At 33.1% G+C, this 17689-nt stretch carries 13 protein-coding genes; 10 read left to right on the forward strand and 3 right to left on the reverse strand.

Going from position 1 to position 17689, the window contains the following annotated elements:
* Positions 1 to 134: 134 nt before the first annotated feature.
* The 4 genes from polC (at position 135) to ACJDUG_RS03880 (ending at position 7563) form a co-directional block, all read left to right on the forward strand.
* Positions 135 to 4466, forward strand: a complete 4332-nt coding sequence (polC, locus tag ACJDUG_RS03865; RefSeq protein ID WP_406768564.1) for a DNA polymerase III subunit alpha — start codon at positions 135 to 137, stop codon at positions 4464 to 4466.
* A gap of 102 nt (positions 4467 to 4568) precedes the next feature.
* On the forward strand, positions 4569 to 4928 hold the full coding sequence (locus tag ACJDUG_RS03870; RefSeq protein WP_406768565.1) for an iron chaperone: 360 nt from the start codon (positions 4569 to 4571) through the stop codon (positions 4926 to 4928).
* A 618-nt stretch (positions 4929 to 5546) separates the two neighbouring features.
* A complete protein-coding gene (locus ACJDUG_RS03875; protein WP_406768566.1) occupies positions 5547 to 6305 on the forward strand; it encodes a LytR/AlgR family response regulator transcription factor in 759 nt (252 codons plus the stop codon).
* A complete protein-coding gene (locus ACJDUG_RS03880) occupies positions 6298 to 7563 on the forward strand; it encodes a sensor histidine kinase (protein WP_406768567.1) in 1266 nt (421 codons plus the stop codon). The genes ACJDUG_RS03875 and ACJDUG_RS03880 overlap by 8 nt, the downstream gene beginning before the upstream one ends.
* A gap of 9 nt (positions 7564 to 7572) precedes the next feature.
* Here ACJDUG_RS03880 and ACJDUG_RS03885 read toward each other — a convergent pair whose 3' ends face one another.
* Positions 7573 to 7716 carry a cyclic lactone autoinducer peptide gene (locus ACJDUG_RS03885; RefSeq protein ID WP_406768568.1) on the reverse strand — a complete coding sequence of 48 codons (144 nt, stop codon included), beginning with the start codon at positions 7714 to 7716 and terminating at the stop codon, positions 7573 to 7575.
* A 68-nt stretch (positions 7717 to 7784) separates the two neighbouring features.
* Positions 7785 to 8354 carry an accessory gene regulator B family protein gene (locus tag ACJDUG_RS03890; RefSeq protein ID WP_406768569.1) on the reverse strand — a complete coding sequence of 190 codons (570 nt, stop codon included), beginning with the start codon at positions 8352 to 8354 and terminating at the stop codon, positions 7785 to 7787.
* Between the two features lie 342 nt (positions 8355 to 8696).
* Here ACJDUG_RS03890 and ACJDUG_RS03895 point away from each other — a divergent pair, with 342 nt between their 5' ends.
* Complete coding sequence (locus ACJDUG_RS03895) at positions 8697 to 9269, forward strand: nitroreductase family protein (protein WP_406768570.1); 573 nt, start codon at positions 8697 to 8699, stop codon at positions 9267 to 9269.
* 106 nt (positions 9270 to 9375) lie between these two features.
* Here ACJDUG_RS03895 and ACJDUG_RS03900 read toward each other — a convergent pair whose 3' ends face one another.
* Entirely contained in the window at positions 9376 to 11139 is a 1764-nt protein-coding gene (locus ACJDUG_RS03900) for a peptidoglycan D,D-transpeptidase FtsI family protein (protein WP_406768571.1), read from the reverse strand.
* Between the two features lie 170 nt (positions 11140 to 11309).
* On the opposite strand from ACJDUG_RS03900, the gene ACJDUG_RS03905 reads away from it, so the two are divergent.
* The 5 genes from ACJDUG_RS03905 (at position 11310) to ACJDUG_RS03925 (ending at position 17626) form a co-directional block, all read left to right on the forward strand.
* Positions 11310 to 12446 (forward strand): amidohydrolase, encoded by a 1137-nt coding sequence (locus tag ACJDUG_RS03905; RefSeq protein WP_406768572.1) that lies wholly within the window; start codon positions 11310 to 11312, stop codon positions 12444 to 12446.
* A gap of 430 nt (positions 12447 to 12876) precedes the next feature.
* Positions 12877 to 14001 carry a BMP family ABC transporter substrate-binding protein gene (locus ACJDUG_RS03910; RefSeq protein WP_406768573.1) on the forward strand — a complete coding sequence of 375 codons (1125 nt, stop codon included), beginning with the start codon at positions 12877 to 12879 and terminating at the stop codon, positions 13999 to 14001.
* A 65-nt stretch (positions 14002 to 14066) separates the two neighbouring features.
* Complete coding sequence (locus ACJDUG_RS03915; RefSeq protein ID WP_406768574.1) at positions 14067 to 15599, forward strand: ABC transporter ATP-binding protein; 1533 nt, start codon at positions 14067 to 14069, stop codon at positions 15597 to 15599.
* A gap of 33 nt (positions 15600 to 15632) precedes the next feature.
* Positions 15633 to 16691 (forward strand): ABC transporter permease, encoded by a 1059-nt coding sequence (locus ACJDUG_RS03920; RefSeq protein ID WP_406768575.1) that lies wholly within the window; start codon positions 15633 to 15635, stop codon positions 16689 to 16691.
* The gene (locus ACJDUG_RS03925) at positions 16688 to 17626 is read left to right on the forward strand and encodes an ABC transporter permease (RefSeq protein ID WP_406768576.1); all 939 of its coding nucleotides are present in this window, start codon (positions 16688 to 16690) and stop codon (positions 17624 to 17626) included. The genes ACJDUG_RS03920 and ACJDUG_RS03925 overlap by 4 nt, the downstream gene beginning before the upstream one ends.
* Positions 17627 to 17689 lie beyond the last annotated feature (63 nt).

Consider the following 17689-nt stretch of genomic DNA (forward strand, 5'->3'; position numbering starts at 1 on the left):
AGGATTATCTACATGTATGTGGCATTCTATTATAAAATGTGCCTTAATACATACTTTTTGCTACATGACAAAAAATAAACCTTCTTATATAATAATATCATACTAAAAATTTTAGGAAGAAGGCTAAAGGTACCATGAAAAGAATAAATGAAATTTTTAGTGATTATAAGGCAGGAAATAATATAAATACTGCTGTTGTAGAATCCGTAGTCTTTAGTAAGAAAACTAAAGCGCTAGAAATGAAGCTAAGCTCAGATAAATATATTGAGATAAAAGAATTTGAACCATTTAATAGATTTATAAGAGAAAGGTTTAGCATAGAAGAGTCTATAATCACTGTAAATTATGCTGATGGAACAGATAAAAAGCCAATAGATGTAGAACTGAAAAATATTATTATTTCTCTATCTGGTAAATATCCCGCCTTAAAATCAGTTCAGAATAATTGCGAATATGAAGTTATTAATAATACTATAAATTTTAATTTTAAAATAGCTGTTTCAGATTTTTTAAAAGCCATGGATTATGATAAAAAGATATATAATGCCATAAAAAGTTTATATGGCACAGAATATAAAATAAATTTTATTGATAAAGTAAGCAGTGATGAATTATTAAGGATGGAAGAGAAGTCCCATGCTAGTGAAATTATTCTGGCTCATAAGGAAATAGTGGATACTCCAAAGCTGCCAAAGGAAGTTAATGAAAAAAAAGTAGAAACAAAGGCAGAGCCAGAGGCTAAAAAAGGAGATTCAACCCTCATATTAGGAAGAAATTCTAAAATAAAGGAAGCTGTAATTAAAATTACTGATATTACACCTGACGAAGGAAGAATTGCACTTGAAGGTGAAATATCTAATATGGAGTCCAAGGAATTAAAAAGCGGAAAAACTTTAGTTTCCTTTGATCTCTATGACGGTTCAAGTTCCATGACCTGTAAGTCCTTTTTAAAGCCAGGTGAAGAGGAGGAGGTCTTACCAAGGCTTAAAAAAGCCAAAGGTGTTAAGTTATGTGGAAATGCAAGCTACAGTAAGTTTTCCGGGGAAGTTGAAATGATAGCAAATACTATTATTGAGACTGAAGGAATAAAGAAATTAAAGAGACAGGATAAGGCAGAGGTTAAGAGGGTAGAGCTTCACATGCACTCACAGATGAGCCAAATGGATGCCATGACCAGTGCAGCTGATTTAATTAAAAGGGCAATGAGTTGGGGGATGAAATCCATTGCCATAACAGATCATGGAGTTGTTCAAGCCTTTCCAGAGGCCCATAAGCTTTTAGGAAGAGACAATCCTGATATGAAGATTTTATATGGAGTTGAAGCCTATTTAGCCCCAGATAAAAGGTCATCTGTAACAAACCTAAAGGGACAAAGTATTGATACTACCTACTGTGTACTGGATTTGGAAACAACAGGCTTTTCACCTATAACTGAAAAAATTACTGAAATAGGGATTATGAAATATAAGGATGGAAAGGTAATAGATGAGTTTAGTACCTTTGTAAATCCTGAAAAACCTATACCTTTAAGAGTTGTTGAGGTTACTAATATAACTGATGATATGGTAAGAGAGGCTGAAACCATAGACAGTATATTTCCCCAAATGCTGGATTTTATTAAGGACAGTGTTTTAGTTGCTCACAATGCTTCCTTTGATGTAGGTTTTTTAAAGCATAATGCAAAGGTATTAGGTTATGATTTTGATTTTACCTATTTGGATACCTTAACTTTAGCACAAGAACTCTTTCCTGATTTTAAAACTTATAAACTAGGAAGAATTGCTAAAAACCTTGGAATAAAGGTTGAGGTTGCCCATAGAGCCCTAGATGACGTGGATACTACGGTTAAGGTTTTTAAAATAATGCTTGAAAAGCTGAAAGAAAGAGGAGCAGAAAGTCTTCAAGATATTGATATATACGGCTCTGATGAAGAAGCTAAAAAAGAGGAATTTAAAAAGCTTAAAACCTATCATGCAATCATTCTAGCTAAGGATTATACTGGTCTAAAGAATTTATATAAGCTAGTTTCCTATTCTAATTTAGATTACTTTTATAAAAAACCCCGTATATTAAAGAGCATGTATAAAAAGTATTCAGAGGGTTTAATTATTGGAAGTGCCTGCAGTGAAGGAGAGCTTTATCAGGCAATACTACTCGGAAAAGCTGATGAAGAAATTGAAGCTATTGCAGGAGATTACGATTATTTGGAAATACAGCCTCTAGGCAATAATGATTATTTGGTAAGAACTGAACAGGTGCCTGACAAGGATTATTTAAAAGAAATTAATAAAAAGATTGTAGCCCTTGGTGAAAAATTAAATAAACCTGTTGTAGCTACAGGAGATGTTCATTTTATGGATCCTGAGGATGAGATATACAGGCGTATATTAGAGGCAGGACAGGGCTTTAAGGATGCAGATAATCAAGCTCCCTTGTATTTAAAAACTACTGAGGAAATGCTTCAGGAATTTTCTTACTTAGGAAGAGAAAAGGCCTATGAGGTGGTGGTTACAAATACCAATTTAATATCAGATATGTGTCAGCAGATTAGTCCTATTTCGCCAGAAAAGTGCCCACCACACATTGATGGCTGTGAGCAGACCATTAAGGATATTGCCTTTGGAAAGGCTCATGAACTATATGGAAACCCGCTGCCTGAAATTGTTCAGCATAGACTAGATAAGGAGTTAGATTCCATAATAAAAAATGGCTTTTCAGTAATGTATATTATTGCGCAAAAGCTTGTTTGGAAATCAAATGAAGATGGCTATTTAGTTGGTTCTAGAGGTTCTGTCGGTTCCTCAGTTGTAGCCTATATGACAGGAATTACAGAGGTAAATGCTATGCCGCCTCATTACAGATGCAAAAAATGCAAGTATTCAGACTTTACGGATTATGGACTTAAAAATGGATTTGATCTGCCTGATAAGTTATGCCCTGTATGCGGAGAAACGCTATCTAAGGATGGCATAGACATTCCATTTGAAACTTTCTTAGGCTTTAATGGAGACAAGGAACCAGATATAGATTTAAACTTTTCAGGTGAATATCAGGCAAAGGCTCATAAATATACAGAGGTTATATTTGGAAAGGGAACTACCTTTAAGGCAGGTACTATAGGTACTATTGCAGAGAAAACAGCCTTTGGCTATGTAAAAAAGTATTATGAGGAAAAAAATCGTACAGTAAGTAAGGCAGAAATCATTAGAATTTCAAAGGGCTGTACGGGCATAAAAAGAACTACAGGACAGCATCCAGGTGGAATTATAGTTGTTCCTAAGGGAAGAGAAATCTTTGAATTCTGCCCAGTGCAGCATCCAGCTGATGACCCTGATTCAGACATTATAACAACACATTTTGATTACCATTCTATTGATCAAAATTTATTGAAACTTGATATATTAGGCCATGATGATCCTACAGTTATAAGAATGCTGCAAGATATTACAGGAGTGGATCCACAAAAGATACCTATGGATGATAGAGAAACTATGTCTATATTTTCATCCACAGAGGCATTAGGAGTAACACCACAGCAGATAAATTCTAAGGTTGGAACCTTTGGTATTCCTGAGTTTGGTACTAAGTTTGTAAGAGGAATGCTTCTAGATACTATGCCAAAAGCCTTTACTGATTTAATATGTATATCAGGACTTTCTCATGGTACAGATGTATGGCTTGGTAACGCAAAGGACTTAATAGATGCAGGAATAGTTACCTTAAGTGAAGCAGTTTGTACTAGAGACGATATTATGATTTATCTTATTAAGAAGGGTCTGCCTCCTAATACTGCCTTTAAGATTATGGAACTGGTTCGTAAAGGAAAGGCTTTAAAGGATCCTGTTAAGTGGGCTGAATATGAGGCATTAATGAGGGAACATGAGGTTCCTGAATGGTACATTGATTCATGTAGAAAAATAAAATACATGTTTCCTAAGGCCCATGCAGCAGCCTATGTTATGATGGCCTTTAGAATTGCCTGGTTTAAGGTACATATACCTAAGGCTTACTACGCTGCTTATTTCACCATAAGAGCAAAGGCTTTTGACTCAGAATTTATGATTTTCGGAAAAGAAAAAGTTAAGGAAAAGATGAAGGAAATAGAAATAATGGGAAATGCAGCCCCGCCTAAAGATAAGGATATGTATGATGATTTAGAAATTGTTCTTGAAATGTATGAGAGGGGTATAAGATTCTTGCCAATTGACTTATATAAATCTCACGCTACAAAATTTATAGTAGAGGAAGAAGGCTTAAGACCACCTTTTAACAGCATAGCAGGCATGGGTAATGTTGCAGCAGAAGGTATTTATAGTGCTGCCCATGAAGAAAAACCCCTAAGCTCTGTAGAAGATGTTAAGAAGCGAGGTAAGATTGGAAATGCAGGTATAGATTTACTTAAAAAGTTTGGCTGCTTAAAGGGTCTGCCAGAAAGTGATCAACTGAGCTTCTTTGATTTTATGTAAAAAGTAAAATACTTAAGAATTCTTAATGCTTTATCAGTTAAATTTAATAGGATTATCTATGGTATTAAATATGACCTTATATAAAATGGTGGAGGTGAAGTCATGGAACAACCAATCTGTAAAACTATTGATGAATATATTTCTCTATTTCCCCATGAAATTCAGGAGAAACTCAAAAATATAAGAAAAGTTATTAAAGAAGCTGCACCTGGTGCAGAAGAGGTTATAAGCTATCAAATGCCAGCCTTTAAATTTCATGGAATTTTAGTATACTTTGCTGTTTTTAAAAAACATATAGGCTTTTATCCTACCTCTAGTGGAATTACTGCCTTTAAAGATGAATTATCTAAATATAAAGGGGGTAAAGGTTCTGTTCAATTTCCACTTGATGAACCTATTCCCTACGAATTAATAAGTAGGATTGTTAAATTTAGAGTTAATGAGAATATGAAAGATCATTAAAATTTAGCTTGTTTCATTAGCACTTAATAATTAAAGTAATGAAGTGCTTTATGAAAGTATTTATTGATGGTTTACCATATTTTGTGATATAATAATTAGGTGAGCGGATTGCGGGACTATGCAAATTTGCTTATAAAACTAGAAATAATTGTGCTTAGTGCAATAGGAAGCTTGGCAGAGCTACTTATTGCCTTCTTTTTTGTCCAGATTTAATGTGATTTCAGAGGAAAACTCGTCATTTTTAACAGTAGTTTTTGATTGGAACAAAGCTTTCATTATCTCCTGCCTATAACAGAAACAAAACAGCATAGCAACAACACCTAACATTGTGACACATAATATGGCAGTAATAAAATTTAAATTCACAAAACCACACTCCTTATATAAATTTTTGTTCAGGTGCAATCCGCTCACTTTTTTAATAGGGTAAGAAATGATATGTTCTGCAATTTAATAGTAGCACATATTTCATTAGAATAATTAAATAATTCACAAAAGCTCCAATTTCTGTCATTAATTTCAGATGAACGTACCTTAATTTGTTAACTTTCAGGAAGGTATTTCCAAAATTTTATAGAATACTTATATAAGAACAAATCAATAGGGGATGATAACTAAATGTACAATATATTAATTCTAGAAGATGATTGTATTCAGTTGAAAACCCTGTCTAATATTATTAAACAATCAGACCATATGTATAAGGTTTATGAAGCCCAAAGCATTTTTGAAGCTTTTAAAATAGCAGACCAAGTAATGATTGATCTTTTCTATATAGATATTAATTTAAAAACAGAATCCGGCCTTAAATTTGCTAAAGAAATAAGGAAAAAAGAAGACTATAAATTAACTTGGATAATATTTGTAACAATTTATAAGGAGTATATGCTTTCAGCCTTTAAGAAAATCCATTGCTATGATTATATTATAAAGCCCTATGATGAAAAGGACATTCAAAGAATAACAAAGACTCTGCTTTCTGAGAGCAAGGCACAGATTGCTGTTACTGATATAAGAGAAAAATTTATAATAGTCAATGTAAAAAACATTCAGGTAAAAATATTTGTTGATGAAATAATTTTTGTGGAAGTATTTATTCGAACATCAATAATTCATACCATTAATGGTTCTTTCATAATAGACTATTTATCTCTTAAAAAATTACATTCAATGATCGACCATAAAAATATTCTTCAAAGTCACCGATCTTATTTGATTAATTTAAAGTTTGTAAATAAAATTGAAAAAACAAATGATAAAACCTCTTTTAAAATCCACTTTTATAATACTGAGGAAACTGCATTATTAGGGAACAGCTACAAGAAGTACATAATGGATAGGTTCAATAATGCCGAAGGTGGGGATAAAAATGAGTGATTCTAAAATATTTATACTTATAATTCTTGAAGTAGGAAGCTTTATGCTGCTTTGGAACATGATTAATAGAAAATATGAAAAGAGGTTCCTAAAAAGTACTATAATTGTGATTATTACTTCGTTAGTGGTGATACTAACAAATTATATTTATCCGCCCCTACAGTTTTTTATAAACTACCTGTTTTTATTTATAGCTATTAAGCTAGTATTCAAAAAGGATATTAAATATTTATTATTAGAGTTTGGCTTGATGCTTGCCATTTTCGGTATAATGCAGCTTGCTTTAATTATTCTCTTAAGATTAGCAGCCCCGACTTTTTTTGCTAATGACGATTTCATGCCTTATTTAATTGCAAATCTTGTATGCTTCATTTTTAGTTTTTTTATTTATAAATATGTTTCTTATGGAAAATTATTGATCTTTTTTAAGCAGGAAAGCTCTAAGATATACTTTTTTTCAGTAAATCTTCTCATATACATAATAATTGCTAAGTGGGTATGGAATTTTAAAAAATATGAATTTTTAGATGAGATTGCTTTGTATCTTGTTATTCCAATAATATTTATTTTAGCAAATTTATTTTTTCTTGAGATCCATATAAGAGAGAAGGAAATTAAGAAGTCACTGGAGGAATATAAAAAATACTCTCTAGTTATTTCAAAGTTATTTGAGGATGTTAGAGGAAGACAGCATGATTTTAAAAATCATTTAAATACATTATACAGCCTTATACTAACATCTGATGAAAAAAATTTAAAAAGTACTATAGCACAATATATGAATTCGCTTAACATTTCTTTAGAGAATATGGAAAAGGTTCTACAAACAAACAATGCAGTAGTTACAGCAATTATCTACAATAAAATAAATGAGGCTGCTAGATATAATATTGAATTTAAGTATATTATACAAGGAGATACTGGATTTCCTTTTAAGGATTACGAACTTTCTGAGCTTTTAAATAATCTTCTTGATAACGCCTTCGAAGCTGTTCTATCTTCGGAAGGTAAGCTTAAGAAAGTATTTTTGAATATAGGGCATTTGGAAAAAGATTGTATTATTGAAATAGGGAATACTGGAGAAAGAATAGACTTTAATGATATTGGAAAGATTTTTAATCCAGGATATAGTACAAAAGAAGGAGAAAATCGAGGTTATGGCTTGTATAATGTAAAAAAGATAGTTGATTCTTATGGTGCAAGAATTCAACTATCCTTTGAAAATAACTGTACAATTTTTAGTATTAAATTGACCTAGTATATGTAATTATTCTTCTTTTAAAATTTCTGGAATTTCGGGTTCTCCTAAAAATAAAAATGAACCGTACCATGGATATACAAATGAAGTTACAGTGAGACAAAGTGCACATAACATAGATTTACCCTTGAAACTCATAACTAATTTTTTCATAAAAAAATCCTCCTTTAAATTTTAAACACTTAATAACTTTTTGCATCCTCCCAAAAGAAGGTATGCTGCTAATTAGGGCGTAACTTCTTTTTAACTAGTAAAAGTTGAGTATTCTGCATTAGTATAGTGCAGAAGCCGCAGTTAATATAGTATGTGCTATCTAAAAATAATAAAAGGATTGTCCAAAATAACACAAATAGCGCTGCTGTAAGCTTATACTGAAGCTTTTTTTTAGCATCCTTTATAGGGCTTCTTACACTGCATATGGGGGCCCTTACTAACACTGTTACTAAACCAAATGTTCCTACAAAAAGATAGCAAACTATTGGAAGTCTTGGTAACGACGGAGCTAGCACAGATGTGCACATAAAGAGCATAATTGTTAAAATTAAACAGTTTAATGTTCCTTTTACGTGTACTCCCCCAGCAAAAACTCTAATAGACATCAGAATTAATAGAGAGAAATAGAAGTACTTCTCATAATGTATAAAATTAAAGAGTAGTATTAGAGAAACAATTTTAAAACCTTCACTTAAAAAGATACTTAAGCCATATTGTATCCTTGCCCTATCTTTAGGGTTGTCATAGGCATCGATACAAATGAAAGAAGTAAGCTGCAATGCAAGCTTGTCTATCATTTTAATGCACCACCTGTAGGTAATTAACAAATTTAAAATATATGTTTAAAGAAGCTTCTTTACATAATAATATGAATTGTATTAAAAGTTTAGTACATATATCCTAAATTTGTTACTCATTAAATGAAGGAAATCGGTTAAAAAATAATGGCACTGGGAAATACATGATATGTCAGTTCAACAATTGAATTATAATATATGATTCATTAATAATTAAATTATTTTGACAAGATATTCAATACGTAATATTCTAAAACTAGATAACAATTAAATTTTATAGCATAAAAATTATCAAGAAGGTAATGTATATAATATAAGGAAGAAGCCGCAGGAGGATAATTAATGGATGTATTAGAGGCTATTAAAACTAGAAGATCAATAGGCAAAGTAAGGGATAAAGAGGTATCTAAAGAGCTTATAGAAAAAATTATAGAAGCAGGCACCTATGCCCCAAATAGATATCTTACAGAGCCTTGGAGATTTTTTGTTATAAGCGGTAAAGGAAGAGACAGCCTTTCAAGGGTTATGGTAGATATATTAATGGAATCTGGAATAGATATAGATAGCGAAGATGGTAAGAAAAAGCTAGAAAAAGAGAGAGATAAATCTTATAGAGCTCCTGTTATTATTGCTGTTGCTGCAGAAGTAACTGAAAATGGGAAAGCATTAAGAATTGAGGAATTAGGAGCTGTTTATGCGGCAATTCAGAATATGCTGCTGGCTGCTCATGGTCATGGTCTAGCTGGGTATTGGAAAACAGGAAAAGCCTGTTATGCTCCTAAGATGAAGGACTTCTTTGGACTTAAGGAAAAGGATGAAGTCTTAGCATTTATTTATATAGGTTATGCTGATATGGAAAAGAAACCACCTCATAAAAGATCTTTTTCAGAGTTAACTAAATGGATTGATAAATAAAAACTTGATTTCAATATACAAGCAATGACTACTTGAATTATATAAGAAAGATGAGTATATTTAAAATAGAAAAAGGCTGTGGAAAACAATTTCCCACAACCTTTTTCTATTTAATTGTAATATAATTAGAAATTCCAGTAAATAATTCTTTTGCTACTGGTACAGCAGTTTGTGCTGCAAAATAGTTTGAGGAGTTTGGTTCATCAATAGTAACGATTAAGGAAACCACAGGATCTGAGGCAGGAGCCATACCTACAAAGGATGAAACATATTTTCCTTCTTGATAGCCTCTTTTATTTGAATCTACACGTTCAGCAGTACCTGTTTTCCCAGCAATATGAAAGCCATCAATGTAGGTAGCAACTGCAGTGCCTTTAGTAACAACTCCTTCTAGATAATTTCGCAGTTTTGCTGAATTTCCTTCAGTCATAACTGTTTTTTTACCCAAATCCTTAAACTCATCATCTACGACTCTGTTATCCCCATCTTTATGTTCGATATCCTTCATTATATGAGGTCTTATCCAGGTACCTCCATTTGCTACAGCATTGAAGGCAGCCATAAACTGTACTTGTGTTAAAGCTACTCCATGACCGAAGGACATTGTTGCAAGATCAACTGGACCTATGTTGTTTAAGTCTTTTATTATACCAGAACTTTCTTTTGGTAAATCTACGCCGGTTTTATCTCCGATACCAACTTCCTTTGAATAATTATATAGGTTGTCTTTTCCTAATTTTTGAGCTAATAAAATGAAACCAACATTACTTGAATTATTAAGTATATCAGAGAAAGTTTGAATTCCATGATTCTTTTTATCGTCGTCATAAATTGTGGTATTTGCTACTTTAATACTACCTGTATCATTAAAAGTATCACCATCTTTTAGAGCATTATTTTCCATAGCAGCTGCTGAGGTTATAACCTTAAAAATGGAACCTGGTTCAAAAATATTTTCTACAGATCTATTTACCCATAGGTCTTGTGGATTTTTAATGGCTGAAGTTACTTTATTAGGGTTATTAGGATCAAAATCGGGCTTGCTGGCCATTGCCAATATTTCTCCGTTTTTCGGATTCATAACCATTATACTTACTGAAGTTGCCTTATTAGCTTCAAGTGCACTACTAGCTGCTTTTTCAGCAAGTTCCTGAATACGTTCATCTATTGTAAGGGACACATCTTTACCATTTACTGGCTGTATTGTGGTTGCAGTATCTGGAAGAACATTGCCATGAGCATCAAGCTGTACTTTTTGAGAACCCTCGATTCCAGTCAAAGCTTTATCATAACTTTGTTCTACACCGGAAATACCCTTTCCTTCAATATTTGTTAGGCCTAACACCTGTGCCATAAAGTTCTTGTTGGGATAGTAGCGTATAGTATCTGAAGACACGATAATTCCATTTAATTTTAGTGCTTTAATACCGTCAGCAGAAGGTTTTTCAACCTGCCTTTTTAAGGAAACAAATTTCAAGAGGTTTCCAGAATTATCTTTACTACTAAGCTTTTTAAGAATATCATTTGTATTCATACTTAAATAACTTGCTAAATTTTTTGAAATTTCATCAAGATTTAAGTCTTTATTTTTTATAGTAGCCTGGAGTAAACTGGGGTCTGCGTCAATCCTATACACATCTGCACTTGACGCTAAGACTTGTCCATTTCTATCAAGTATATTACCCCTCTTAGGATCAAGTGGAATCTCATGAGTCCTTTGACTCACAGCCATGGCTTTGTAAGTACTTCCTTTTTCCACCATAATATATAATAATCTGCCCATTAAAATAAGGTAAAAAATAGTTAGTACTGAAAATATAAAGAAAAGCCTGCCTCTTTTACCCATTTTTTTATGTACCTTTTTCTTCATAAATGCATCACCATTATCATTAGTTTTTGAATTAATTTATATTATTTAGTATATCACGAATGCATGATAAGCAATAGAGTATATATGGTAATTTTGATGATATACTGTTAAAATTAATATGGAATTAATATTTTGAAGACTCAATCAACTTATATAAGGGGGTTAAAGAAATGATATTAATTAAAAGTGGTAAAATTCTAACTATGGCAGGGGAGCCAATAGAAAGTGGACAGGTTTTAGTTAATGATGGTAAGATTCTTGCAGTTGGTTATCATGTAGAGGCGCCTGATGGCTGTGAAATTATCGATGCAAATGGTGGATTTGTTATGCCAGGTATTATTGATGCTCACTGCCATATAGGTATGTGGGAAGACGGTGTTGGCTTCGAAGGAGATGACGGAAATGAAATTACTGATCCAGCTACTCCACAGCTAAGAGCTATAGATGCAGTAAATCCGCTGGATAGATCCTTTGTTGAAGCTTATGAAAATGGAATAACCTGTGTTTGTACAGGTCCTGGCAGTGCTAATGTCATAGGAGGGCAATTTACTACTATTAAAACCAAAGGGACAAGAATAGATAATATGGTTCTTCAGGAAACAGCTGCAATGAAGGTTGCTTTTGGAGAGAATCCCAAGAGATGTTATAATGCAAAAAAACAAGCACCTTCTACTAGAATGGCTACCGCTGCTATTCTAAGAGAATATCTTCTCAAAACAAAAAATTATATGGACAATAAAGAAAAAAGCTCAACCTTTGACATGAAACTTGAAAGCCTGATTCCAGTTGTTAAAGGAGAACTAAATGTAAAAGCACATGCTCATAGAACTGACGATATTTTTACAGCTATACGTATTGCTAAAGAGTTTGGACTAAAAATGACAATAGAACATTGTACGGAGGGACATTTGATTGCAGAGGAGCTAGCAAAAGAGGGACTTCCCGCTATAGTAGGACCAACTTTTGGCACTAGGGGCAAAGTTGAGCTCAAAGAAAAATCCTTTGAAACTCCAGCGGTACTTCATAAAGCAGGGGTAAAAATCGCTTTAATGACAGATCATCCTGTAATACCCGTACATTATCTTCCGCTTTGTGCCTCATTAGCTGTTAAAGCTGGGCTAGATGAAGAAACTGCACTTAAGGCAATAACTATTTACCCAGCAGAAATACTTGGAATTTCAAATAGAGTAGGTTCTCTTGAAGTAAATAAAGATGCAGATATTGTTATATTTGATAAACATCCCTTTGATGTACAAGCTAAAACTACTTGTGTTTTAATAGATGGTGAAGTGGCTTATAAAAGGTAAATAATGTTATCTTATTCATTTTTCTAAACAATTATGTTAATGCTTATAATAACTTACTTCTCTTTAAGACAAAGTGCTAACTATTCGGGTAGCACTTTTTATATCAACATTATTGACAAAAAATACCATATAAGTTATTATATTCATATAATCAAGATTAAGAGAAAATTAGTTTAGAAAGTGATTTTATTTGTGTATTTATCTTGGTTAACTTTAATGGTCGGACTATGGGGGGTATATAAGAATTACGTTATAGAACTACTCAATAGAGTCCTTCTATGGCTTTAAAACCTCTGTGTAGACTTTCCATTTTTCTATTTCAATTTGGAAGGCCTATATTTTTTTAACTTAAAAAACATAATTATAAAAATATATTAAAGACGCTTGTCTTTATATATAGTATGTAGAACAAAAAAAGGGGGAATTTGTAATGAAAAAAGTCATTGGCTTAATGCTTTCGCTATTACTGATAATGGGCGCTGCATTAACAGGCTGCACAAGCAAGGATAACAAAGACTCGACACCTGCATCAACAACCGCTAAAAAAGTAAAGGTAGGGTTTATTTATGTAGGACCTATTGGTGATGGTGGTTATACATATGCACATGATCAAGGGAGATTATATCTTGAAAAGGAACTTGGGGACAAGGTAGAGACAGTATACAAGGAAAATGTAAAAGAAGATACGGCCGAGGTTGATAAAACCTGTGAAGAAATGATTAATAATGGTGTTACAGTAATTATTGGAACAAGCTTTGGATTTATGGAAGGTATGGATAAGTCAGCAAAGAAACATCCGGAAATAAAATACCTACACTGCTCTGGTTACATGCAGGAAACTAATATGTCAAATTACTTCGGAAGAGACTATCAGGTTAGATATCTTTCAGGTATCGTTGCAGGTATGAAAACTAAGACAAATAAGATAGGTTATGTAGCTGCCATGAACATTCCTGAGTGTGTAAGAGGAATAAATGCATTTACACTAGGAGTTTTATCAGTTAATAAAGATGCAGTTGTAAAAGCTATATGGACAAATACCTGGTATGATCCAGCAAAGGAAAAAGAAGCTGCAAAGGCACTTTTAGACCAAGGTGTTGATGTTATTGCTCAACATCAGGATACGACAGGTCCACAAATTGCTGCTGAGGAAAAGGGAGTTTGGTCAATAGGTTATAACTCAGATATGAGCAAGGCTGCACCAAATGCTTATATGACAGCTCCAATTTGGAATTGGGGGCCCTACTACGTAGATCAATTAAATAAAGTTATTGCTGGAACCTGGAAATCAGAAAGCTACTGGGGTCCCATGGAAGAAGACAACAGTAAAAGTATAATATACCTAGCTCCTTTAACTAAAGTTGCTCCTCAAGGGGCTCAAGAAGCAGTAGACAAAGCTAAAGCTGATATTATTTCTGGAAAAAACAAAGTATTTGTAGGACCTATTTATGATAATACTGGTACTTTAAGAGTTAAAGAAGGGGAAGTTATGTCAGATAAGGATATGTTAAGCTTGGATTGGTTTGTAAAAGGTGTAGAAGGAAAGGTTAAGTAGAAAAACTTGTGGGATACAGGTGACACTAGGATGAATAATCCATGTGCCACCAGAGGAGGATTATAATGAGTACTGTTCCGCAGATATCTATGAAGGGAATAACTAAAATTTTTGGTAAGGTAGTTGCCAACAATAACATTAATTTAGATATATATAGCGGCGAAATCCATGCACTTCTCGGAGAAAATGGAGCAGGAAAAAGTACACTAATGAACATTCTGTCAGGAATTTATATTCCTGACAGAGGTTCTATTTTTATTAGTGGAAAAGAAGTAAGGTTTTTCGCACCTAAGGATGCTATAAATGCTAAAATTGGAATGATACATCAACACTTTAAGCTAGTCGAAGTAATGACAAGCTTAGAAAACATAATGCTTGGCCAAAAGACTAGTTTTTTTATTAATAAGAAAAAAATAATTAAGGAAATAACAGATTTAGCCAATAGATATGGTCTTGAGGTTAACTTAAATAAAAGAGTTTATGACATGACAGTTGGCGAAAAACAAATTCTAGAAATACTTAAGGTGGTTTACAGAGGAGCAAAAATTCTTGTATTAGATGAACCTACTACAGTATTTACTCCACAAGAAACAAAGAAGTTATTTAAAATTATAAACAAAATGAAGGAACAGGGCTGTGCCATAATATTTATTAGCCATAAAATGGACGAGGTTATGGAAATCTCTGATAAAATAACTGTACTTAGAAAGGGTGATACTGTAGCCACTCTTAACAAAGTTGATGTAAGCCCAAATAAGCTAGCAGAGCTAATGGTGGGACATCCTGTAGACTTATCTATTAAAAGAGTAAAATGTGAAAGCAAGGAAAATATTTTAGAGGTAAAAAATCTAAAAGTAATTAATGATGATGGAATAGAAAAAATAAAAGGTTTAAGTTTTAATATTAAAAAAGGTGAAATACTTGGCATTGCAGGTATTGTAAACAGCGGCCAGAAGGAGCTATGTGAGGCACTTGTGGGAATGCAGGTAGCAAGCGAAGGAGAAATAAATTTTCAAGGTGAAAATATTATAGGGAAAAACACTAGAGAGATAATTAAAAAAGGCATTAGCATGAGCTTTATTCCTGAAGACAGACTTGGTATGGGACTAGTTGGTTCCATGGATATGATAGATAACTTAATGCTGAAGGAATATCACTCACAAAAGGGGATTTTCATTGATAAAAAGCCTGCTGTTAATAGGGCAAATGATATAATTAAAAGACTTGAAATTAAAACACCTGGAATTCATTATCCTATTAAAAATTTATCCGGAGGTAACATTCAAAAGATACTGCTTGGGAGAGAACTTGCAGCAAAGCCTAAGCTGCTTATAATGGCGTATCCAGTAAGAGGCCTCGATATAAATACTTGCTATACAATATATGAGCTTATAAACAAGCAAAAGTTAAGTGGAGTAGGAGTTATTTTTATTACTGAGGACTTAGATGTTTTAATTCAGCTTTGCGATAGAATTATGGTTATTTGCGGCGGTGAAGTAACTGGAACTATGCAGGGTGATGGGGCAACAAAAGAAGAAATTGGATTACTTATGACGGGACATAGAGGAATGCGAGGCTCAATGATTAACAATCATTGAGTGCTGTAGAAGGAATACAGGAGGGAATATCTAATGCTAAGGTTTGTAAAAAGAGATGAAATAAGTAAAGGAAAGAGTACAACCATTAGATTAATTTCAGTAGCACTTGCTCTTATCCTATTTAGCATAGTTTTTGTGATAATGCATAAGAATCCTTTTGATGTTTATGCATCCATGCTAAAGGGAGCATTTGGATCACCTTATGCAATAAGAGAAACAATTAAACTAGCAATTCCACTTTGCATAGCTGCTTTAGGTATTGCAGTAGCATTTAAAATGCATTTTTGGAATATTGGTGCAGAAGGTCAAATACTAATGGGTGCCTTTGCTGCATCTATGTTTGCTCTTAAGCTGCCTGATATGCCAAGGCCTGCACTGCTGCTACTCATGATGGCAGCAGGTATAATCGGAGGAAGCTTTTGGGCTTTAATTCCTGCAGTATTTAAGGCTAAGTGGGGTACAAATGAAACTATAGTTACGTTAATGATGAATTACATTGCTATTAAGTGGATTATATATCTGCAGCATGGGCCATTAAAGGATCCCAATGCAAAAGGTTTTGCAAAAATAGCAAATTTCACTAATAATGCAATATTACCAGAGATTTTTAAAATACATATTGGATGGATTTTTGCAATAATTTTAGTTATATTTATATACATATTTATGAATTATACTAAAAGAGGTTATGAAATATCAGTTCTAGGTGAAAGTGAAAAAACTGCACTTTACTCTGGAATTAATATTAAAAAGACAATAATTATATCCATACTTTTAAGCGGCGGTTTATGCGGACTTGTAGGGATGATACAAGCTTCAGGTATTAGCAACACCCTATCTGATAGTGTTTCTGGAGGAATTGGATATACAGCAATTATTGTATCTTGGCTTGGATACTTAAGTGCTCCAATTATCCTGGTAGTTTCAATATTATTTGCAGCTTTAGAGCAGGGAGGTTCTTTTATTCAAACCTCCTTTGGTATACCTAGTGCAGCAGCTCTTACGCTGCAAGCTTTAATTTTGTTCTTTGTGCTTGGCAGTGAGTTTTTTATAAGATTTAAAATTATTTTAAAAGTAGGTGATGCAAAATGAACGGAATAGAAACATTTTTAGCTGCAGCAATTGTTGCAGGCACCCCTCTTCTTTTTGCAACAATAGGTGAAATATTAATTGAAAGAGTTGGCAATCTTAACCTTGGAGTAGAAGGCATGATGCTTATGGGAGCTGTAATGGGTTTTTTAGTAGGATTAAAAACAAGCAGTGTTTTTCTAGCAATATTAGGAGCTATAGCTGCTGGAGCCTTTGGCGGTTTAATATTTGCTTTTTTAACAATAACCTTAAGAGCAAACCAAGTTGTAACAGGTCTTGCTTTAGCCAGCTTTGGCAGTGGCTTTTCCACTTTAGTAGGAAAACAACTAGTTGGACAAACTGCGCCTGCTGCAGTTAAAAGTTTTTTTCAGCCCTATGCAATTCCTGCCTTAAGTAAGCTACCTTTTATTGGACCTATACTCTTTAAACAGGACCCCTTTGTTTATCTAGGTTATATTGTAGCAATCATCATAGGAATATTTTTATATAATACAAGTAAAGGCTTAAACCTTAGAGCAATAGGAGAAAACCCAGGTTCTGCAGATGCAGCAAGTATAAATATTACCTTGTATAAATATATTTATATATTAATCGGAGGTTCTCTATGTGGTCTTGGAGGAGCTTATCTTTCACTTGTTTATATTCCTAACTGGCAGGAAAATGTAGTAGCAGGTAGAGGCTGGATTGCAATAGCACTAGTAATTTTCTCTGCATGGAATCCCTATAAAGCAGTTCTTGGAGCTATTTTATTCGGAGGCTTAGATATAATTGGTTTAAGACTTCAAAGTGCTGGAATTCATGTGGTGTCTCAATATATGGTTGATATGCTTCCGTATATAGTTACTATAACTGTGCTTTTATTTGTATCAATGAGAAAATCTAAACGTAATTCTCCACCTATGAATTTAGGTATACCTTATTTTAGAGAAGAAAGATAATTTTTGATGATGAACTCCCTAAAATTAAGAAGCCGCTGAAGAGATTTTAATATAAATCCTAAA

This window comes from Candidatus Clostridium stratigraminis, assembly GCF_045310675.1.
Taxonomy (GTDB): Bacteria; Bacillota; Clostridia; order Clostridiales; family Clostridiaceae; genus Clostridium_AT; species Clostridium_AT stratigraminis.